Annotated in this window: 22 protein-coding genes; 11 read left to right on the plus strand and 11 right to left on the minus strand. The window is 61.5% G+C overall.

What is annotated here, in order from left to right; all coding sequences use genetic code 11:
* Window positions 1-28: 28 nt before the first annotated feature.
* From fliI to ACINK1_RS09690, 3 genes are all read left to right on the plus strand, one after another.
* Window positions 29-1,354 carry a flagellar protein export ATPase FliI gene (gene fliI / locus ACINK1_RS09680; protein ID WP_376801834.1) on the plus strand — a complete coding sequence of 442 codons (1,326 nt, stop codon included), beginning with the start codon at window positions 29-31 and terminating at the stop codon, window positions 1,352-1,354.
* A 20-nt stretch (window positions 1,355-1,374) separates the two neighbouring features.
* The gene (gene fliJ / locus ACINK1_RS09685; protein ID WP_376801851.1) at window positions 1,375-1,785 is read left to right on the plus strand and encodes a flagellar export protein FliJ; all 411 of its coding nucleotides are present in this window, start codon (window positions 1,375-1,377) and stop codon (window positions 1,783-1,785) included.
* A gap of 73 nt (window positions 1,786-1,858) precedes the next feature.
* The gene (locus ACINK1_RS09690; protein WP_376801835.1) at window positions 1,859-2,404 is read left to right on the plus strand and encodes a DUF1499 domain-containing protein; all 546 of its coding nucleotides are present in this window, start codon (window positions 1,859-1,861) and stop codon (window positions 2,402-2,404) included.
* Here ACINK1_RS09690 and ACINK1_RS09695 read toward each other — a convergent pair.
* Both ACINK1_RS09695 and ACINK1_RS09700 read right to left on the minus strand, forming a co-directional pair.
* Entirely contained in the window at window positions 2,382-2,999 is a 618-nt protein-coding gene (locus ACINK1_RS09695; RefSeq protein WP_376801836.1) for a glutathione S-transferase family protein, read from the minus strand. The genes ACINK1_RS09690 and ACINK1_RS09695 overlap by 23 nt on opposite strands.
* A 48-nt stretch (window positions 3,000-3,047) precedes the next feature.
* The gene (locus tag ACINK1_RS09700) at window positions 3,048-4,352 is read right to left on the minus strand and encodes an NAD(P)H-dependent oxidoreductase (protein ID WP_376801837.1); all 1,305 of its coding nucleotides are present in this window, start codon (window positions 4,350-4,352) and stop codon (window positions 3,048-3,050) included.
* 169 nt (window positions 4,353-4,521) lie between these two features.
* Here ACINK1_RS09700 and flhA point away from each other — a divergent pair, with 169 nt between their 5' ends.
* Entirely contained in the window at window positions 4,522-6,654 is a 2,133-nt protein-coding gene (flhA, locus tag ACINK1_RS09705; protein WP_395760087.1) for a flagellar biosynthesis protein FlhA, read from the plus strand.
* 3 nt (window positions 6,655-6,657) lie between these two features.
* On the opposite strand, the gene ACINK1_RS09710 is transcribed toward flhA, so the two are convergent.
* From ACINK1_RS09710 to ACINK1_RS09725, 4 genes are read right to left on the minus strand one after another with little or no spacing between them, the layout of a single operon-like run.
* On the minus strand, window positions 6,658-7,272 hold the full coding sequence (locus ACINK1_RS09710) for a pyridoxamine 5'-phosphate oxidase family protein (protein ID WP_376801839.1): 615 nt from the start codon (window positions 7,270-7,272) through the stop codon (window positions 6,658-6,660).
* Entirely contained in the window at window positions 7,273-9,744 is a 2,472-nt protein-coding gene (uvrB, locus tag ACINK1_RS09715) for an excinuclease ABC subunit UvrB (protein ID WP_376801840.1), read from the minus strand.
* A 50-nt stretch (window positions 9,745-9,794) separates the two neighbouring features.
* On the minus strand, window positions 9,795-10,862 hold the full coding sequence (locus tag ACINK1_RS09720) for an alpha/beta hydrolase (protein ID WP_376801841.1): 1,068 nt from the start codon (window positions 10,860-10,862) through the stop codon (window positions 9,795-9,797).
* A gap of 53 nt (window positions 10,863-10,915) precedes the next feature.
* Complete coding sequence (locus ACINK1_RS09725) at window positions 10,916-11,491, minus strand: hypothetical protein (RefSeq protein WP_376801842.1); 576 nt, start codon at window positions 11,489-11,491, stop codon at window positions 10,916-10,918.
* Between the two features lie 174 nt (window positions 11,492-11,665).
* Between ACINK1_RS09725 and ACINK1_RS09730 the strand changes: the two genes are divergently transcribed.
* The 4 genes from ACINK1_RS09730 to ACINK1_RS09745 all read left to right on the plus strand — a co-directional run bounded on the left by ACINK1_RS09730 (window position 11,666) and on the right by ACINK1_RS09745 (window position 14,794).
* Complete coding sequence (locus ACINK1_RS09730; RefSeq protein WP_376801843.1) at window positions 11,666-12,787, plus strand: ATP-dependent RecD-like DNA helicase; 1,122 nt, start codon at window positions 11,666-11,668, stop codon at window positions 12,785-12,787.
* A gap of 42 nt (window positions 12,788-12,829) precedes the next feature.
* Window positions 12,830-13,102, plus strand: coding sequence for a SemiSWEET family sugar transporter (locus ACINK1_RS09735; RefSeq protein WP_376801845.1), 273 nt, complete (start codon window positions 12,830-12,832; stop codon window positions 13,100-13,102).
* 113 nt (window positions 13,103-13,215) lie between these two features.
* Window positions 13,216-13,566: a hypothetical protein gene (locus ACINK1_RS09740; RefSeq protein ID WP_376801846.1), complete on the plus strand. Its 351-nt coding sequence runs from the start codon at window positions 13,216-13,218 to the stop codon at window positions 13,564-13,566.
* Between the two features lie 76 nt (window positions 13,567-13,642).
* Window positions 13,643-14,794, plus strand: coding sequence for an alpha-D-ribose 1-methylphosphonate 5-triphosphate diphosphatase (locus ACINK1_RS09745; RefSeq protein WP_376801848.1), 1,152 nt, complete (start codon window positions 13,643-13,645; stop codon window positions 14,792-14,794).
* A 78-nt stretch (window positions 14,795-14,872) separates the two neighbouring features.
* Here the strand turns inward: ACINK1_RS09745 and ACINK1_RS09750 are convergent, their stop codons facing one another.
* Window positions 14,873-15,877 (minus strand): Tim44-like domain-containing protein, encoded by a 1,005-nt coding sequence (locus tag ACINK1_RS09750; RefSeq protein ID WP_376801849.1) that lies wholly within the window; start codon window positions 15,875-15,877, stop codon window positions 14,873-14,875.
* Between the two features lie 221 nt (window positions 15,878-16,098).
* On the opposite strand from ACINK1_RS09750, the gene ACINK1_RS09755 reads away from it, so the two are divergent.
* Window positions 16,099-17,301: a pyridoxal phosphate-dependent aminotransferase gene (locus tag ACINK1_RS09755; protein WP_395760088.1), complete on the plus strand. Its 1,203-nt coding sequence runs from the start codon at window positions 16,099-16,101 to the stop codon at window positions 17,299-17,301.
* A 36-nt stretch (window positions 17,302-17,337) separates the two neighbouring features.
* Here ACINK1_RS09755 and ACINK1_RS09760 read toward each other — a convergent pair whose 3' ends face one another.
* The 4 genes from ACINK1_RS09760 to ACINK1_RS09775 are packed head-to-tail and all read right to left on the minus strand — an operon-like array spanning window position 17,338 to window position 18,555.
* A complete protein-coding gene (locus ACINK1_RS09760) occupies window positions 17,338-17,634 on the minus strand; it encodes a hypothetical protein (protein ID WP_395760089.1) in 297 nt (98 codons plus the stop codon).
* Between the two features lie 3 nt (window positions 17,635-17,637).
* Window positions 17,638-17,892 (minus strand): hypothetical protein, encoded by a 255-nt coding sequence (locus ACINK1_RS09765; RefSeq protein ID WP_395760090.1) that lies wholly within the window; start codon window positions 17,890-17,892, stop codon window positions 17,638-17,640.
* 50 nt (window positions 17,893-17,942) lie between these two features.
* Window positions 17,943-18,242: a hypothetical protein gene (locus ACINK1_RS09770; protein ID WP_395760091.1), complete on the minus strand. Its 300-nt coding sequence runs from the start codon at window positions 18,240-18,242 to the stop codon at window positions 17,943-17,945.
* A gap of 4 nt (window positions 18,243-18,246) precedes the next feature.
* The gene (locus ACINK1_RS09775) at window positions 18,247-18,555 is read right to left on the minus strand and encodes a hypothetical protein (protein WP_395760092.1); all 309 of its coding nucleotides are present in this window, start codon (window positions 18,553-18,555) and stop codon (window positions 18,247-18,249) included.
* A gap of 331 nt (window positions 18,556-18,886) precedes the next feature.
* Here ACINK1_RS09775 and ACINK1_RS09780 point away from each other — a divergent pair, with 331 nt between their 5' ends.
* Window positions 18,887-19,207: a hypothetical protein gene (locus tag ACINK1_RS09780; protein ID WP_395760093.1), complete on the plus strand. Its 321-nt coding sequence runs from the start codon at window positions 18,887-18,889 to the stop codon at window positions 19,205-19,207.
* 96 nt (window positions 19,208-19,303) lie between these two features.
* Window positions 19,304-19,588: a hypothetical protein gene (locus ACINK1_RS09785; RefSeq protein ID WP_395760094.1), complete on the plus strand. Its 285-nt coding sequence runs from the start codon at window positions 19,304-19,306 to the stop codon at window positions 19,586-19,588.
* Window positions 19,589-19,883: the final 295 nt, after the last annotated feature.

Here is a 19,883-nt window from a genome sequence, read left to right on the forward strand (position 1 = left end):
TCATCTGGCACGGCAGGACAGGCACGGCATGAGGGCGCTCAGCGATGAAATCAGGACCATTCGCGACAGCGAGGTTTTCGGACGCGTTGCGACGGTGCAGGGCCTCCTCCTTGAAGTGGCTGGCCCGGTGGCGGCCATGTCGGTTGGTGCAAGACTGCTGATTGAAGGCACGCAGGGCCGCCAGATTCCCGTCGAAGTTGTTGGTTTTCGCGATGAGCGGGCGCTGTGCATGCCTTATGGCGCGCTGGAAGGCGTTCGTATGGGTTGCCGCGCCATTATCATCTCCGAGGATGGCACGGTGTACCCCGGTGACAACTGGCTCGGCCGGGTTGTCAACGCGATGGGGGAAGCGGTCGATGGCAAGGGGGCGCTGGCGCCCGGCCTGCGCGCCATGCACCTCAAGGCCTCGCCGCCGCCGGCGCATCGACGCATGCGGGTGGGGGAACCAATCGATCTTGGGGTGCGCGCGCTCAACACATTCCTTACCTGCTGCGGTGGGCAGCGTATGGGCATCTTTGCCGGTTCGGGCGTCGGCAAATCGGTGCTGCTGTCGATGTTGGCGCGCTACACGGCGTGTGATGTGGCGGTCATCGGCCTGGTTGGCGAGCGTGGCCGCGAGGTGCAGGAATTCCTCGAAGATGATCTTGGCCCCGAGGGCATCGCCAAATCGGTGGTGGTGGTTGCCACGTCCGACGAACCGGCGCTGATGCGCCGGCAGGCAGCCTATATGACGCTGACGATTGCCGAGTATTTTCGCGATCAGGGCAAGAATGTGCTGTGCCTGATGGATTCGGTAACGCGGTTTGCCATGGCGCAGCGTGAAGTGGGGCTGTCGACCGGCGAGCCGCCGACCACCAAAGGCTATACGCCGACGGTTTTCTCCGAATTGCCGCGCCTGCTGGAGCGGGCAGGCCCAGGCGAAGAGGGGCAGGGGTCGATCACCGGGCTCTTCACGGTTCTGGTTGATGGCGATGATCACAATGAACCGGTGGCAGATGCGGTGCGCGGCATTCTTGACGGTCATATCGTCATGGAGCGTGCCATTGCGGAACGCGGTCGCTATCCGGCGATAAACATTTTGAAATCAGTTTCGCGCACAATGCCAAGAAGCGTGGATCCCGACTACCTGTCCTATGTGCAAAGGGCAAGGCGGCTGCTGGCAACCTACGCGGATATGGAAGAGTTGATACGTCTTGGCGCCTACCGGGCTGGATCCAACCCGCAAGTCGACGAGGCGGTTCACTTTCAGCCCACCCTCGAAGCTTTCCTGCAGCAAGGGAAGGACGAGGTCACCCATCGCGATGAGGGCTATGCCCAACTCGCGGCGATACTTGATGGCCAGGTCTCGAAATAATTTCGAGGGAGTAAAGAGTGATGAAATCGCGCGAGACACTGCTGCGGCTGAAACGTTTCCAGGTCGATGAAAAGCGTCGCCAGGTGACGCAGCTCGAAACCATGATTTCCGAATTCGAGCGCATGGCTGCTGAACTCGATGTTCAGGTCCAGGCGGAGCAGAACCGTGCGGGCATTCATGATATCACCCATTTCGCCTACCCGACATTTGCCAAGGCGGCACTGACGCGGCGCGAAAATCTGCTGAATTCCGCCAATGACCTCAAGGACCAGCTTGGCGCTGCGCGCGCCGCACTCGCGGAAGCGTTCGAGGAGATGAAAAAGATCGAGCTGCTTGATGAGCGTGACCGCGAGGCGGATCGTGCCCTCCAGGCAACACGCGATCAGGCGGAGATGGATCATATCGCCGGCTTGCGCGCTGCGAACCGCTGATCACCGGGGCCGCTGCCTATTTTTGCCGCTTTGTGCGTGTGGATGTCGCCTGGCATGAGCGCCGGGAGATATCGTGAAGCGGATCGCTGATATTTTTGTCGCCGGCGTGCTGATCGTTGGCGTCGCACTCGCCGCAGCGGCAGCCGTCGTGCTTGTTTACGGGCGTGAAGAGACGCTGCGTCTGATTGGTGGCGAAGCCGATCTCGGGCCGATCTCCTTCGACACTGTGCAGCAGCGCTGGCGGTGGAACGATGCGCTCGTCTGTCCTGCTAACCGTTGCGCGAGCGATAGCGACAAGGTGGCGCCCATCTACCCGGTCCCGGTACTGGCATTGCGTACGGCCTTCGGGCGGGTGATCGGGCGCGAACGTCATGTCAACCTCGTTGACACTGATGATCTCGTTCCAGCCGAGCGCTACGTGCAGCGTTCAGAGCTGATGCGATTTCCCGACACGATTGCAGTCCGTTTTTACGCGCTTCCCGAGGGTCGCGCGACGCTGGCGCTTTATTCGCGCTCGCAATTTGGCCTCATCGATTTCGGCGCCAATCGCCGCCGCCTCGAACGCTGGCTTCACAAGCTGGAGCGTGAGCTTACGGTCATGCAGGCGGACGCCAGGTGATATCGACATGTCCGGGTTCATCTGCAACCCGCGCCAGCCATTTTCCGATCAGCGGATAGTGCGAGAGATCGAAATCGCCGTCGCCCGCGACATGGGTATAGCCGTAGAGGGCGATGTCGGCGATGGTCATGTGCTGCCCGCCGAAAAAGGGCTCGCTCGCCAGATGGCGCTCCATGACGCCCAATGCCTGATAGCCGCGGTCCAGCCATTCATCGATCTGGTTTTTCTTCAGTTCGCGACCACCCTTGACGAGGTGGAGCCAGAAGCGGGCCACGGCGATGTAGGGCTCATGGCTGTATTGTTCGAAGAACATCCATTGCAGTGTCTGGGCCCGCTCGAAACGATCCTCGGGCAGGAGCCTGGTGCCTTCGGCAAGATAAAAGAGCATGGCGCTTGATTCAGCCAGATAGCGCCCGTCGGGCAGCGCCAGCACAGGTACTTTGCCGTTAGGATTGATGGCCAGAAAATCAGCCGTGCGTGTTTCGCCTTTCAGCGTATCGATATCCACCAGCGTCAGGGGCAGGCCGAGATGGGCGCAGACGAGGCGAACCTTGTAGCAATTCCCTGAATTCTGCATCGAATAAAGCGTGTGCATGCTTCTTCCCGTGTGGTGGCTGCTGGCGCGAACCGGTGGCTGAAACGCTCAGGCAATGAGCGCTGTATGAAGACGCCTTGTGCGCACATCAAGACGGGATTCATCGAGTTCAACATCGGTTTCGCTGATGATTGCACCGGCGGGCACCGGTCGTTTCAAGTGGATGCCGTGGGCAAGTCCGATGGGCAATGCCTGCAAGGCGGTCGAGCGCCGGGCGGTGATGCATTTGCCCCAGACGGTGAAGCCGCCTTCGCCATCGAGCGCTTCGCCGACAGCCAGCGGGCGTTTGGCAACGGCCACGCAGTCACCGGCATAGAAACGTGTCGCGCCGGTCGGCTCATGGCGCAACGCGGCTGACAGGACCGAAATGCCCAGTTCAAGGCCGATCAGGTGATAGGGCTTGTACATGGCCGCATAGAGGCCACTCGCGTCCGTCTTCAGCCCGTACTGGCGAAAGCAGGCAGAGGTATAGGGGTTTGACGCCTTGATGACGACATAGACACCCCAGCGCAAATCGCGAAAGACTGACCGCCCGTCGCGCTCAAGTGATGATACGACCTCGACCATGCCGTCGGCGGGCAGGCAGCCGCCATTGTTGCTGGCGCGCAAGATATGGGGCAGATCATCAACGCCGCAGGGCGGAAAGAGCAAGCCATCATCCGGCGCTGTCAATCCGGTGCCATTGGCGATCGCCGCCATCTCGATTGCCGATTTGGTGCCATCGAGAAACGAATTGAACATTTGCGGGTTCATGCCGGCAGCCTGCGCCTCGTCCGGCGTCAGCCCGTAATGTTGCCACACCGTCTCAGGGGTCGACGCGTGAAACGCCGGCAGATATTTTGTGCCCTTGCCGGCGGCCGTGACGGTAAAACCGGCAGCGCGTGCCCAATCAACCATCTCGCAGACAAGGGCAGGCTGGTCGCCATACGCCATCGAATAAACCACCCCGGCCTCGCGCGCCTTTTGCGCCAAAGCAGCGCCAGCCAGCACGTCCGCCTCGACATTCACCATCACCACATGACAACCGGCAGCTATGGCGCCAAGAGCATGGGTGATGCCGGCGGCTGGATGGCCGGTTGCCTCGATGACGACCTCGGGCGTCATCTCGCTGATCAACCGGCTGCCGCTGTCGTAGAACCTCGTCTGACGCAAGCGCGTTTCGTCCCAGCCCACTGTATGGCAAGCGGTCCTGGCGCGCTCGGGGTCGAGATCGGCGATGGCGACAATCTCGAGGCCCGCCATCGTCGGCACCTGCGCCAGAAACATGGAGCCGAATTTACCGGCGCCGATGAGGCCGACGCGCACGGGGTTGCCAGCGCCATGACGACGGGCGAGCAGGGCATGAAGGTTCATTGCGATGTTACTCCTGGCAGGGCCGGACGTTTGTCAGATCATAACGAGAATAAACCTGACCCAACGATCCGCAACCGCGCAATCCTAACGCTTCCTTAACCATGCACCCGGCAAAAATTGCCGGGTAACCTGACCGTGGCATCATGCTGCGGCGAGCGAGGCATGTCGCATGACCGATGTCAGTGTCACCAGCAGCGGACGATCATCGGGATCACGCCTGCCGTTCAGCTGGGCGGATGTCGTCGACACGCTGAAACGCGGCGATATCGCGCTTGGTGTCGGCGTGATGATGATCATCGTCGTGCTCGTCTTCCCGATGCCGGCCTGGCTGCTCGACCTGCTGCTTGCCTTCTCGATCATCACCTCGGTGCTGATCCTGATGACGGCGCTCTTCATCCGCGAGCCGCTGGAATTTTCGTCCTTTCCAACGGTGCTGCTAATCTCCACCTTGTTGCGGCTGGCGCTGAACCTTGCCTCAACCCGTCTCATTCTCGGTCACGGACATGAGGGCACGAATTCGGCAGGCGCCGTGATCGAAGCCTTCGGCAAATTCATCATCGGCGGCAATTTCGTCATCGGCGTCATCGTCTTTGCCATTCTGGTGATCGTCAATTTCGTCGTCATCACCAATGGTTCGGGCCGTATCGCGGAAGTTGCGGCGCGCTTCACCCTCGACGCCTTGCCGGGCAAGCAGCTGGCGATCGATGCTGAATTGTCAGCAGGATTGATCGATGAGAAGGCTGCCAAGGCGCGGCGCAAACACCTTGAGGATGAAGCCTCTTTCTTCGGCGCCATGGACGGCGCCTCGAAATTCGTCAAGGGCGATGCCATCGCTGCCCTGCTGATCACCTTCATCAACGTGATCGGTGGCCTGATCATCGGCGTTGCACAGCAGGGTATCGGTTTCCAGGCGGCTGCGCAGGCCTACACGCTGCTTACCGTTGGTGACGGTCTGGTGTCGCAGGTGCCAGCCCTCATCGTCTCGATCGCCGCCGGCCTGCTGGTGTCGAAGGCCGGTGTCACCGGGTCGGCCGACGCTGCGCTCGTTACCCAGTTCACCAACTATCCAAGCGCGCTTGGCATGGCAGCGGCGGTCATGCTGCTGATGGCGCTCCTGCCCGGCATTCCGGCTATTCCTTTCGTCGGATTGGCGGCGGCGTCAGGCACGCTTGCCTTCCGTGTCGCGCGTTCGAACAGGAACAAGGCCGACACCAAGGCGATGACCGAGAAAACGGAGGAAGCGGCAGCCAATGCGCCGCCTTCGGAGGAGCCGATTGCCACCGCCCTCAAGATGGATGAGCTGAGGGTCGAGATCGGATACGGCTTGTTACCGCTGATTGATGCGAGCATCGGCGATGACCGGTTGACCGAACAAATCAAAGCGCTGCGCCGCCAGATTGCCGGCGATATGGGCTTCGTGATGCCGGCGGTGCGCATCGTCGACAACGTCCAGCTCGATGCCAACAGCTATGTCATCAAGGTGAAGGAAGTGAACGCCGGAACAGGGCGTCTTTATCCCAATCAGTTCATGGTGATGAACCCGTCCGGCGGGCAGGTTGATCTGCCCGGAACGCATACGATCGAGCCGACGTTCGGGTTGCCGTGCACGTGGATTGATGACGCGCTGCGCGATGAGGCGCAGTTCCGCGGGCTGACAGTGGTCGATGCGGCAACCGTGCTGTCCACCCACCTCACCGAGGTGCTGAAAGCCAATATGTCGGAACTCCTGTCCTATGCTGACGTCAGCAAGCTCTTGAAGGATATTCCCACCGATCAGCAGAAACTGGTGGAGGATCTGGTGCCAAGCCAGATTTCCATCTCCGGCATCCAGCGTGTGTTGCAGATGCTGCTCACGGAGCGGGTGTCGATCCGTGACCTCAGCACCATTCTCGAAGGCATTGCTGATGCCATCGGCAGCTCGCGGCAGCCGCAGGCGATTGTTGAAATGGTGCGGGCGCGGCTTGCCCGCCAGCTTTGTGCGGCCAATCAGAACGGCAATGGTGTGTTGCCGATTGTCGCGCTGACGCCGCGCTGGGAACAGAATTTTGCAGAATCCATCATTGGCGAGGGTGATAACCGCCATCTCGCCATGCCACCCTCGCGGCTGCATGAATTCATCACTGCGGTGCGCGAAGCCTTCGAACAGGCGGCGCGCGAGGGCGAAGTGGCGATCCTGCTCGTTTCACCTGGCATCCGCGTTTTCGTGCGCCAGATTGTCGAGCGCTTCCGGGCGCAAACCGTGGTATTGAGCCAAGCGGAAATTCACCCGCGGGCGCGTCTCAAGACGGTCGGGAGCGTGTGAGGATTACCACAGGCTCGCCTTAGCGCGGGCTGGCCAGGCGGCATCATAGTCGGCGCCACCGACCTCGCCGGCGCTCATTTCCGCCAGAATATCGCCCGGCGTTGGAAGTGATTTGGCGTCAACATGGTGGGCAGGGTCCCAGAGATGGGAGCGGACGATGGCGCGCGCGCACTGAAAATAGATCTCGCCAACTGTGATGACGAGCACACTGCGCGGCGCCTTGCCGTCGACGGCAAAAGAGGCGAGCAGCTCAGGGTCAACATTGACCATTGCCGTGCCGTTGAGGCGGATGGTCGTGCCCGACCCCGGCATCATAAGGAGGAGCGCCACGCGCGGGTCGCGCACCACATTGCGCAGTGAATCGATGCGGTTATTGCCATGTCGGTCGGGCAGGGCGAGTGTCTTGTCGTCGATGATGCGCAGGAAGCCCGGCTGGTCACCGCGCGGCGAACAGTCGAGCCCCTCCGGCCCGGTCGTAGCCAGAACTGCGAAGGGAGAGGCTTCGATATAGCGCCGGTATTGGGGCGTGATGTGGCCTGCCACCTTGGCGGTCGAGGCCAGATTGGGGATGGCGTACAGGGCTTCCAGCTCGGCGATGGTCGACACGATCCGGCTCATTCAGCGCCCTCGATAGGGTTTACGTGCTCCCGCCCGCCCCTGCGTCGAGCGCCCGATGGCCTCGGGTCTTGCCGGCGCCGCAAAGCCATCGGGGGTCACCGGCAATTCGCGATTGTGCGGCCCCATCTCGTCGAGCGTCGGTTTGCGCGGGCGCTCCGGGCCGCTGCGCCGTCGCCGCGCCCCGTCTTCGTCCCCGCGCGTCAGCGGATCATCGAGAACCGCCAGTTCGGCGGCACGCAGCCGCTTCACTTCGTCACGCAACCTTGCTGCGTCCTCGAATTCGAGATTGGCGGCGGCATCGCGCATGCGCTTTTCCATGTCGGCCAACACCGTTTCGAGGTTGTGGCCAACGAGGACCCCTTCCTCGGCAAGGCCGGTATCGGCGCGGACATGGTCGCGCTCATAGACCGATTGCAGGATGTCACCGATTGATTTCTTGATGCTCTCGGGCGTGATGCCGTTCGCCGTGTTCCACGCTATCTGCTTCTCGCGACGCCTGCCGGTCTCGGCGATGGCGCGCTCCATCGATCCGGTCATGCGATCAGCATAAAGCACGACGCGGCCATCAACATTGCGCGCGGCGCGGCCGATGGTCTGCACAAGCGAGGTTTCCGAGCGCAGAAAACCTTCCTTGTCAGCGTCCAGAATGGCGACCAGCGCGCATTCAGGAATATCAAGCCCTTCGCGCAGCAGGTTGATGCCAATCAGCACGTCAAAGGCACCCAGCCGCAGGTCGCGAACGATCTCGATGCGCTCGATCGTATCAATATCCGAATGCATGTAGCGCACCCTCACGCCATGCTCGTGGAGATATTCGGTGAGGTCCTCGGCCATGCGCTTGGTGAGTGTGGTGACCAGCGTGCGATAGCCCTGGGCGGTCACCTTCTTGATTTCGCCCAGAAGATCATCGACCTGCGTGCTGGCCGGCCGGATCTCGACGGGCGGGTCGATCAGACCGGTCGGGCGGATGACCTGCTCCACAAACACGCCGCCCGTCTGGGTCATTTCCCAATGGCTGGGGGTGGCGGAAACACTCACCGTTTGCGGGCGCATGGCGTCCCATTCCTCAAAGCGCAGCGGCCGATTATCCATGCAGGAGGGCAGGCGGAAGCCATACTCAGCCAGGGTCGCCTTGCGCCGGAAGTCGCCACGGAACATGCCGCCGATCTGCGGCACGGTGACGTGGCTTTCATCAACAAAAACGATGGCGTTGTCAGGCAGGTACTCAAACAGTGTCGGCGGCGGTTCGCCCGGGCGGCGCCCGGTGAGGTAGCGCGAATAATTCTCGATGCCAGCGCACGAGCCGGTTGCCTGCAGCATTTCGAGATCGAACATGGTGCGCTGCTCAAGACGCTGGGCTTCGAGCAGGCGGGCCTGTCCGTTCAGCTCATCAAGGCGCTGGCGCAGCTCCGCCCTGATCGAGGCGATCGCCTGATTAAGCGTCGGCTTGGGCGTCACGTAATGCGAGTTGGCGTACATCTTGACGAAGGAGAGGTCGCTGGATTTATGCCCCGTCAGCGGATCGAATTCACTGATTGATTCAATCTCGTCGCCAAAAAGCGAGATGCGCCAGGCCCGGTCCTCGTAATGCGCCGGGAAGATCTCCACCGTATCGCCGCGCACACGAAACGAACCGCGCACGAAGTTCAGATCCTGGCGCTTGTATTGCAAGGCGACAAGATCGGCGAGCAATTGCCGCTGGTCGATCTTCTCGCCAATTTTCAGAGCAAACGTCATGGCGGTATAGGTTTCGACCGAGCCGATGCCATAGATGCAGGAAACGGAAGCGACGATCACCACATCGTCGCGCTCAAGGAGCGCGCGGGTCGCCGAATGGCGCATGCGGTCGATCTGCTCGTTGATCGAGGATTCCTTCTCGATATAGGTGTCGGTGCGCGGCACATAGGCTTCGGGCTGGTAGTAATCGTAATAGGAGACGAAATACTCCACGGCATTGTCGGGGAAAAAGCTCCTGAACTCGCCGTAGAGCTGGGCTGCCAATGTCTTGTTCGGCGCCAGGATCAGTGCCGGGCGCTGCGTTTCCTCGATGATCTTGGCCATGGTGAAGGTTTTGCCCGAGCCGGTGACGCCGAGCAGCACCTGATCGCGCTCATCGCGGCGCAGGCCGGCGGTCAACTCGCGGATGGCCTGCGGCTGGTCGCCGGCAGGTTCAAAGGGCGATTTGATGACGAGCGGAATACCCCCTTCGAGCTTGTCGGGCCGGGGCGGGCGATGGGGCGCCCATGGCTTGTCGGCAAATTCCGGGCGCCCTTCGACGAGCAGGCGTTCCAGCGATTCGCGCGTCTGCAGCGCGGCGCCTGCTTCAAAGGGGGCCTGGCGTGCTTCGCCAAAGCCCGCGCCGGAGGCGTAGGCATTGCCCGAGCGCAGGCCGGGATTGAGGACATCAGCCAAGCCCGGCGCCATGGGAGCCATGGCCTCCTTGGAGGCTTTCGAGCGGGGGGTGCGAGCCATGGGCGCAATATGGCGGGAGTCAGCCGTCTAGGGAAGGGGTGCGGTTCCGCCTAACCGGCGCCGCAGCCGGATTTGTCGAAAAGAGCAAACAGACCGCAGGGCGAACCAAACATGCGACCACCGTGATGGCCTACGCCTGGAACATCAAAGATGCGATGGCGATAGGCCGCGCCGTGTCGCGTCCGCATCGAGGACACATAGGCGTGGCCACGGAAATAGCGATGAGGTCCCTCTGCCTTGCCCGAACAGCTGTTGTCGAGCACGCGGTGATTGGGGTCGGTGTCCTCGGCTCCCAGAAGATGCACGACATCGCGCGCGAGATAGGCTTGTTCAAGCTGCGTCGGGGTCTGCTGGACATAAGGCGGCAGATTGCCAGCGAATCCGTAGCGCCATTGATTGAATTGCGGGCAAGAGCCGGCGCCAGCGAAGGGAACCATCACCCCGTCACTGTTCGGGCGCTCTGGTACGAAATAGACATAAGATGACGGGTTGGCGATGACATAGCGCACCTTAATGCCAACATCAGTCAATTTGCTGTCGCCTTTGCCAACGACCGCATAGCGCTGCACCACCTGCCCGCCGCCGGAATGGCCGGCGATGACGACATCGGCGAGACGGGGGAACAGGGTCCGATCGGCGAGTTTTGCCAGAATGGCGTCAATGGCGTCGTAGGAACTTGCCTGGGCAACCGTCCGGGATGGGCTGCCGGCTGGCCAGTCCTGCTGGTCCCAGGCGAGTGTGTCAGCGGGCAGTTTGTGGGCAATGACGTCGAAATCGGCGAGGAATTGCGGGGCGATCATCAGCGTGCCGGCGCCGGCATCACCAGCCTCGGCAAGCGCCTGCAGACTATCGCGGAAATAAACGTCGGCATTGCGCAGAATGCCGTGAAAAACCAGCACGGCGCGACGGATATCCGGACGCGGACGGCTCCAGTCCTCCGACAGGAAGAGCGGAAACTGGCCAGCGCCGCTGGGGCTCACCACGGGCAACCGCGCCGGCGCCACAACGCTCACCGGCATCAGATGGGGCGGGGTATCCTGCGCCAGCGCATGGAACGGAAGCGCGCTGGCGATGCCCAGCGCGACAGATGTCAGGAACGGACGGATTGAAGACGCCATGCTCGCCTCTTTGTCACGTCCAGTGTGGCGCAACGCGTGCTGACTGGCAATCGTCAGCCATGACGACACACCGGCGTTGCAGCCGTCGACAGGGCAAGGCCCTGACTGGCGAGCAGGCTGGCCAGACCGGCGCGCTCCGCCCCGCGCCAACGTTCCACCAGGAGCGGATCGATCAACCCGGCATGTTGGGAGAGCGCAACGGCGCGGCTCACTTCACTGTCGAGCGTGGTGCGAAAGCTCGCCGGGGCTGCAGCAAAGGCGCGGGCATAATCGCGCAATGTGATCTGGTAGGCGATGCGGGTATCAGCATCGCAAGGTGAAAACAGGGCCTGCCGGGCGGTGACGATCACCGAGCGGCGCAGCGAATCCCGGGCCGCGTCGCCATCGCCAATCAGCGGAACAAGGCTCACGGGCACGTCCACCGGCTGGGCAAGAGCGGGTGACAGGCTGGTGACGTCGCCTGCCGGGCGCGGAGCGATCAGGTCGCGCGGGGCGGCAGGGCTGGCGGTGGAGTGCCAGCGCAGAGCGGGCAGAATTCCGCCCATTCTGAGGACGGTGCCGATCGCCAGGCCACACAGGAACAGCACCATTATATCCCGCAGCGTGCGCTGCCAAGGCATCATCACCATCACGCAAATCCTAACGCAACTCTAACGCTGTCATGCCCGCAACGGCACAGATGACGTTAACATAATGGTCAGACATGTTAAAACTCGGTGAAATAAATGCTTCGCATTTGTATCGAATCCGCGTCATTCGCCTCAGGCTCGCGTGCGTGAAGCGGGCACGACAAGGGATATTCCGTGCCGATCTGGTCGCCGCAGCAGGATGATGCGTTAAAGGCGAGCGCCGCCTGGCTGAAGGATATCGGCGCGGGGGGCGGCAGGCGGCGTCTCAATCAGCAGGTGTTCCGTCTGTTTGGCTATGCCGGCACCGGCAAGACGCTGCTCGCGCGTCATCTGGCGGAACATGTCGATGGCGAGGTGGCGTTTGCCGCCTTCACCGGCAAGGCGGCGCTGATGCTGCGCCGGCGCGGGGCAGCAAGCGCTACCACCATTCATTCGCTTATCTACCGGCCACGGGGAGGCGAAGAGGAAGCCCCCACCTTCGTCATCAACCGCGACAGCGCAGCCGCAGGCGCCAAACTCATCATCATCGATGAGTGCTCGATGGTCGATGAGGAGCTGGGGCGCGATCTCCTGAGCTTCGGCGTGCCGGTGCTGGTGCTGGGCGATCCGGCGCAGTTGCCGCCGGTCAAGGGCGGCGGTTTTTTTACCGAGCATGAACCCGACATGATGCTCACCGAGGTTCACCGTCAGGCGCGGGACAATCCGATCATCGAGATGTCGATGATCGTGCGTGAAGGCGGCGTGCTGGCGCCCGGCCAATATGGCGACAGCCGCGTTATTTCCCGGCGTGATCTCAAGGCCGAGGACGTATTGGCAAGCGATCAGGTGCTGGTCGGGCGCAACAAGTCGCGGCGTGCCTACAATATCCGCATGCGGCAATTGATCGGGCGCTGGGACTGGCGGCCTGCCTCAGGCGACAAGCTGGTATGCCTCAGGAATAACCGCAAGAAGGGCCTGCTCAATGGTGGCTTGTGGGTGGTGAAGGAAGTCGGCGCGCCCAAGCGCGGGCAATTCGCGCTCAGGGTGGCGCCGGAGGAAAAGCCTGACGGGAAGGCCATCGCGGTCACCGTGCCGCCCCATTGTTTCGATCCCGAGGCAGGAGAGGTACCTTATGCTGCGGGGCGCTCAGGCGAGGCGTTCGATTACGGCTATGCGCTGACCGTCCATAAAGCGCAGGGCTCGCAATGGGAGGATGTGGTGCTGCTTGATGAGAGCTTCGCCTTCTCCGAATATCGCGAACGCTGGCTCTATACCGGCCTCACCCGCGCCGAGCGCAAGGTGACGGTGGCGGTGTGAGCCCTGACGGTTTTGTTAGCCAATGTTCGTCAGGATGAGCGGATGACCCTTTCAACCGAACTCATCGGTGGGATGGCCGCCTGTATCACCACGCTGTGCTGGGTGCCGCAGGCTGTTCATATCCTCAGGACGCGCGAGACGGCGGGGGTGTCGCTGCCGGCCTACGCAGCCTTTGCAGCAGGCATAGCGCTGTGGCTCGTCTACGGCCTGTTGATTGGCAGCGTGCCGGTGATCGCCGCCAATGCGGTGACGCTAGTGCTGGTATCGGCGATCGTCGTGCTCAAGCTGCGCTATGGGGGCCATGGCAAGGGATGATCGCGAGCGCTTCCGCTAATTCCCGATTTCGCCATGATTTGATACGGATTTAGCCGGTTTTGCATGTGAAAAGGTGATCTTACCTCTGATTCGTATTGTGATGAGCCTCGACCATGTCTGTTCTGGATGCTTCGAAACCCGACCTGCACGAGAGGCTTGTTATCGTCCGCGACCTTCTGTCGTGCCCTTTTTCGCGCCTGGCGCGGGAGCGGAGAGACAAGTCGACCATTGCGAGGCGCGTGTCGGATCGGATGGTGCTGCCCGCAGCATCTGTGCCACCGAGCGACCCGGTCGACGTGGCGCAACACCCGCCCTTTCTCTCGGCGGGCAATATTGCCGATGTTGATCACCTCGAGAGCCGCCACAGGCTGGCGCGCGATTTCGTTCTCATGGTGGTGCAGTGGTCGATTGGCTTTGTGCTGGTCCTGGCATTTTGCGTCATCATTCTGGCGTTCGGCGTATAAAATCGACCGGCTGTGCGGCGTTTGTCTTGCCAGTGTCGTCAAAGCGGGCTTTTGTGCCGCGTTTTGAGGGGGCATCATGGCGGCCGGCAGTATTATCAACGGGCAGGTTCTCGACAATAGCGGCGTATTCTCAGCCCACGCGTTGCGATTTGGCGATGGGGTGATCACCGATCTTGAAAACAAGGGTGCGTTCGAGCTGGACGCAACGGGCCTGATGGTGCTGCCCGGTATAGTCGACGTGCATGGCGATGCCTTCGAGCGCCAGCTCATGCCGCGTCCCGGCGTGCGTTTCCCCATCGAGGTGGCACTCCTCGAGACGGACCGGCAATTGGCGGCGAATGGCATTACCACGGCGTTCCATGCCGTCACGTGGTCGTGGGAAACGGGTCTGCGTGACCGCTCGATAGCCGAAGAGATGACCAGGGCGCTACGCGCACCTGGTGCCGGTCTTTCCGTCGACACGCGCTTTCACCTGCGCCACGAATGCCACAATCTGGCGGCTGAAAACGAGATCATCGCCTGGCTGAATGACGGGCTGATCGATGTGCTGTCGTTCAACGACCATGTCGAGGACTGCCATGCGGATGCAGGCAAGCCGGCCAAGGTTCAACAATATCTTGACCGCACCGGCCTCACGCGCGCTGCATGGGACGAGTTGCTGGCGCGCATCACGTCACAAGGACCGCTTGTGCCTGCTTCCATCGAGCGGCTGGCGGCGGCCGCGCGCAAGGCCGGTGTGGTGATGATGTCGCATGACGACATCTCGCCTGCCCATCGCGATTCTTTTCATGCGCTGGGCATTCACGTGTCGGAATTTCCCGAGACAGAGGACACCGCCCGCCGCGCGCTGGCGCACGATGGCGCCGTGGTCTTCGGGGCGCCGAATGTGGTGCGCGGGCGCAGCCACACCACGGCGCCCAATGCCACCGACATGATCGCCAAGGGGCTGTGTACGGTGCTCGCCTCGGACTATTACTACCCGGCGCTGGCGCTCGCACCTTTCAAACTGGTTGAGCGTCTGGGGGGGGATATCGGACGCTACTGGCCGTTGGTCTCGACGCAGGCAGCGCGCGCGCTGGGGCTCACGGATCGGGGCGTGCTGGATGTGGGCCAACGAGCCGATATCACGCTGATTGACGCCCATGGCGGGGTGCCGCGGGTGATCGCGACGCTTGTTGCGGGCAAGATTGTCTATCTTGCCGATGGCGCACGGCTGAAGGCGGCGTGAGCCTCAAAACGCAAGAGGCCGGCGGTGGGCCGGCCTCTTCGTTGTCACATCGCATGCGAGCCTGTGGTCGCGTGCCGATCACCCCTGCTGGATGGCAGAGAGAACCCAGCGCATGCCGTCCTGCTGATCGCGACGGAAGGTCCACAGTTCGGTCGCCTCGGTTGGCGCGGCCTGCCCGCCGACCAAATGACCGGAGCGCCGATCAACCATCTGGTCAACCAGCGAGAAGCGCATGGCGACAGTTGCGTACTCGACCGTGCCTTCGCGCCAGGCTTCCGACAGATCGCCCTGCAACAGCTTCACATCGGCAATGGTGTTGCGCACGCCCTTCTGCTCGTTGTTGCCGATATCCTGTTCGAAATAGGCCGACATTTCCGGCGTCGTGCGGGGGCGCAGCGCACCCACATCCTCGCGGCCATAGGCAAGCTGGATTTCGGTGAGAAGACGTTCGAAATTGTCGAAATCCTCTTTCGTGAGGCCAAGCTGATCGCTCGGGCCCATCGCCTGCGGGCGTGCTGCCGCAGCTGCGCCAAGTCCCGCGCCATAGCCCTGTCCTGAGCCATGGCCCTGCCCGCCGGCATTGCCGCCGAGCGCGGAGCGCATGTCCGGGCCACCGGCAGCAGCCATGCGACGATTGCGCAGCATGCCCATCACCAGTTTGACGACGATAAAGATGAGGCCGACCTGCAGCAGCAGGCCAAGGAAGCCGCTGAGCGAGCCCAGGCCACTGAAAAGGCCGCTGCCGGAGAGAAGCCCGAACAGGCCGGCGCCGATGAAGCCGGCGGCAAGCCCGCCAAGCAGGCCACCGCCAAGTCCGCCGAACAAGCCGCCTGGACGCTGCTGGGCAGCAGCAGGCGCCTGTGCGCCCGGCTGTGCGGGACGCTGAGGCTGGGTGACCGAGCGGTTGATGGTTGATTGCGGGGTTGGCGCAGTGCTGGTGGGAGCGGGCGCCGATTGGGTGCGGGCGCCGCGACTGCCCGAGCTGTTACCGCCACCGGGGCGGGCATCGACGCTGGTGATGACGAGGGTCGCCATCATGGCCAGCGCTGCCACGATCATTGGAAAACGAGCAACATAACGCATGGTCATTTAGCCTCTCGAAAATGCCCTGTCGGGCTAGACAAAAGTCTGTTCGACTTTCGTCTATTATATCGGAAGGCTTTTGTCAAAGACCAGTGGCGGGCGCTAGCGGCAAAAAAGTCAGAATTTTCGGGCCGATGACCATCGCCATCCTTGCCCGCGCCGTGCACCGGGCATAGATTGCGCGCCGATTGCGCCGTCCCGGCGCCTGAGGAGCACAGACCATGGGTTTCATCGCCGACAGCCTGCAGCGCATCAAGCCATCGCAAACCATCGCGGTGACGCAGAAAGCGCGCGAGTTGAAAGCGGCGGGGCGCGACATCGTCGGGCTCGGCGCCGGCGAGCCGGATTTCGATACGCCGATGAACATCCAGGAAGCGGCGATCGCGGCGATCCGTCGTGGCGAAACCCGCTACACCGCGACCGATGGCATCCCTGAACTCAAGGCGGCGATCATCGCCAAGTTCAAGCGCGAGAATAATCTTGATTACAAGCCCAGCCAGATCATCGTTGGCACCGGTGGCAAGCAGGTTCTCTATAATGCCCTGCTCGCCACCATCAATCCCGGTGATGAGGTGATCGTGCCGGCGCCCTATTGGGTGTCCTACCCCGATATTGTGCTGCTGGGTGGCGGCGTGCCGGTGTTTGTTGAGGGCAAGCTTGAGAATGGCTTCAAACTGACACCCCACGCTCTCGAGAAGGCGATCACGGCGAAGACCAAATGGTTCATTTTCAATTCGCCCTCGAACCCCTCGGGCGCTGCCTACACGCATGGCGAGCTGAAGGCGCTGACCGACGTATTGCTGCGCCATCCGCAGGTTTGGATTCTGACTGACGATATGTACGAGCATCTCGTCTATGATGATTTCAAATTCGCCACACCTGTCGAGGTCGAGCCCAGGCTCTATGATCGCACGCTGACCATGAACGGCGTATCAAAAGCCTACTGCATGACCGGTTGGCGCATCGGCTATGCCGGCGGGCCGGAGCCGCTGATCAAGGCGATGGGGACCCTGCAGTCGCAATCAACCTCAAACCCGTCTTCGATTTCGCAATGGGCGGCGGTCGAGGCGTTGAACGGGCCGCAGGATTTCATTGCGGCCAATAACAAGGTGTTCAAGGAGCGTCGCGATCTGGTGGTGTCTATGCTCAATCAGGCGAGGGGGATCACCTGCCCGACACCGGAGGGGGCGTTCTATGTCTATCCGTCCTGCGCCGGCCTCATCGGCAAGACCACACCTTCAGGGCGCGTCATCAGCGATGACAGCATCTTTACCGAGGAATTGCTGCAGGCCGAAGGGGTGGCGGTGGTGCAGGGCGTAGCCTTCGGCCTATCGCCGCATTTCCGCATTTCCTATGCGACGTCAACGGAAGCGCTGGAAGACGCCTGCCAGCGTATCCAGCGGTTCTGCGCCAGCCTGCGCTGAGATCAGACCCGGCTTTGGTCCGTCGTCACCGGTGGGTCAGAGTCGCCCGCCATTGCGGATGCAGGCGTCTTCGAGTTGTATCGAATAGGTGCGGCCGGAAAAATCGCGTAGCAGAAGCCGGCCAACCAGCCGGGCGCAGCGCTCTGATATGCTCATTCTGGCCGTGACTGGTACGGGCGGATTACCATAGCGATAATCGGGTATGTCCGACCAGCCAAAAGACCGGGCATCCTCCCAGAAATAAATGGTTTGACTGTCAAACGCATAAGCGGAGGCTGTTGGTTGCATGATCAACCCAACTACGATCAGCATGACGGTTGAGATCTTGCGCATGGGTTATATCCTTCCTCCTTGGCGGATGCAGGCATCTTCAAGCTGCGTGGAATAGACGCGCCCGGACAAGTCGCGCAGCAGGAGACGGCCAACCAGCCGGGCACAACGTTCGGTCAAACTCATCTTGGCGGTAACGCGCGATGGCGGATTGCCGTGCCGCACGTCGGGAATAACCGACCAGCCATAGGTGCGGCTGTCTTCCCAGAACCAGACAGTTTGCGTGGATGATGAGGCGAGCGCCAGGCGGGACGGCGCCACGCCCCAGATTATTGTGATGACAAACGCCAACACAAAAGCGCGCATGAGCGTCAAATCTTTCCTCCGTTGCGGATGCAGGCGTCTTCGAGTTGCGTCGAGACAACACGGCTCGAACGATCGCGCACTGTCTGCCGTCCAACCAGCCGTCCGCAGCGTTCAGCGACGCTCATCTTGCTGGTAATCTGTGGCGGCGGCCGGTTCCCACGCTGGGAATCGGGGACGTCCGACCAGCCGAAACTGCGTTCATTTTCCCAGAACCAGACGTCCGAATCGCCCCGCGCGATCACCGCCGTTGCCGAATGGGCAACCAGCAGGGCACCAAGCATGACCGAAAGGCAAGTGCTGCGCATCGGGTCAGATCTTTCCGCCATTACGGGTGCAGTAATCTTCCATCTGCGTTGAGTAGATGCGCGAAGACTGGTCCGTCCGCATGATGCGCCCCACCAATCGTCCGCACAGCTCAGCGACGCTCACGCGGGCCTTCTTGATCACCTTGGGAGGATCGCTGGTGTGGCGCGGGTCGACGACATCCGACCAGCCATAGCTGTAGGCGTCTTCCCAAAAATATACCTTGCTCTGGCCATCCCCGCCGGATCGTTGCGCGAATGCCGGAACGGTCATCAGTGACAATACCACGACCGAAGTTGCAACAAGCAGACGCATAGCTTTTCTCCTTGACCCGATGATTGCACGATATGTGCGACGTCTGAATCCACCTCGCAATTCACGTTTCTGTTTGTGTCAAGAATACGGTGCGGCGATCCTTTCGTTCATCGAAGCCTGGAAAGTGATGTCGTTCAAGATGATGTAGGAGAGGCCGGTGGCAACATGCTGATAGGGGCGATGGCACAACACATTAGTGTGAACGATAAGGCCGGCCTTAATTCCGCGACCAATATCTTGTTCGCTTTCAGGTCAAACGAAGATGATGGCAGAAAACCTGATATGAATGCGCCATCGCTTCGGATGGCCATTCGAAAGAACGGAGACCACGATGTTCACGCGCTCTTTGCTGGCACTTACTGTGCTGGTGGGTATGGCTGGCACAGCGTCCGCCCAGTATGTTTATCCGCAATATGGCTACCAGCAATATGGCTATCCTCAGCGTGGCTATCCCACTTACGCCCCCGCCTACGGGTCGGGCGATGGGTATATCGAGCGGCGGTATGTTCGTGCACCGCGTTATCGGCGGCGGGTGATTGTGGTGCCGCAAGCTTATGATGTCGTGCCAAGGCATTATGTGGAGCGCCCTGGCTATGGCTATGACCAGTATCGGGATTTCGGGCGCGAGCGGACGATTTACCGGTCCAAGTGAGCGATGACCGCATCCCTTGGTGGTTTAACCATCTGTCGCTAGACGTCTATGTTTGACATGATGTGATGTGATGACGCCTTTCGCGAGGAGCGGGACATGATCAAATCATTGAGAGGCGGCTTTATCACTGCGGGCCTGATAGTTCTGACGGCAAACGCCAGCCTGGCGCAAACGGCGGCGGGTGATGACAAGGGTCTGCGCAAGCCGAATATCGGGGCGAAAGTCACGCGCTCCAAGGCGATTGACGCCGATAAGCGATCCCGCCTGGCGCTTGATGTCCGCAGCCCGACTTTTGTGATCGCGCCGGAATATGGCCACTACGGCTATCTCGGCGATGGGCTGGATGCCGGCCGGGAACGGGCAATCTATCATTCCCGCTAGCGCCAATTCTCGTCGCTGATCAATTGCGAGCCTGGCTGGACCGTACAGCCATTGTTAATGCACGCTCCGTTTAATGTGATTTGAGGGTCATCGCGCGCTCGCGCAATGTCGTCCGCAGTTTAGGAGGAATTTCTGCGATGCATTATTTCAAGCGCCCATCCTGGCATGTGAGCGAAGCAAGCGTAACTCCGGAAGCCTATGTCATGAACCGGCGGCTGGCGATGGGCCTGGGACTGGGCGCGGCGGCCAGTCTTGTTCCCCATGGCAGGGCCTTCGCCCAGCAGCAGGGCGAGCC

The organism is Raskinella chloraquaticus (SeqCode), assembly GCF_021731865.1.
Classification (GTDB): Bacteria; Pseudomonadota; Alphaproteobacteria; order Rhizobiales; family UBA4765; genus Raskinella; species Raskinella chloraquaticus.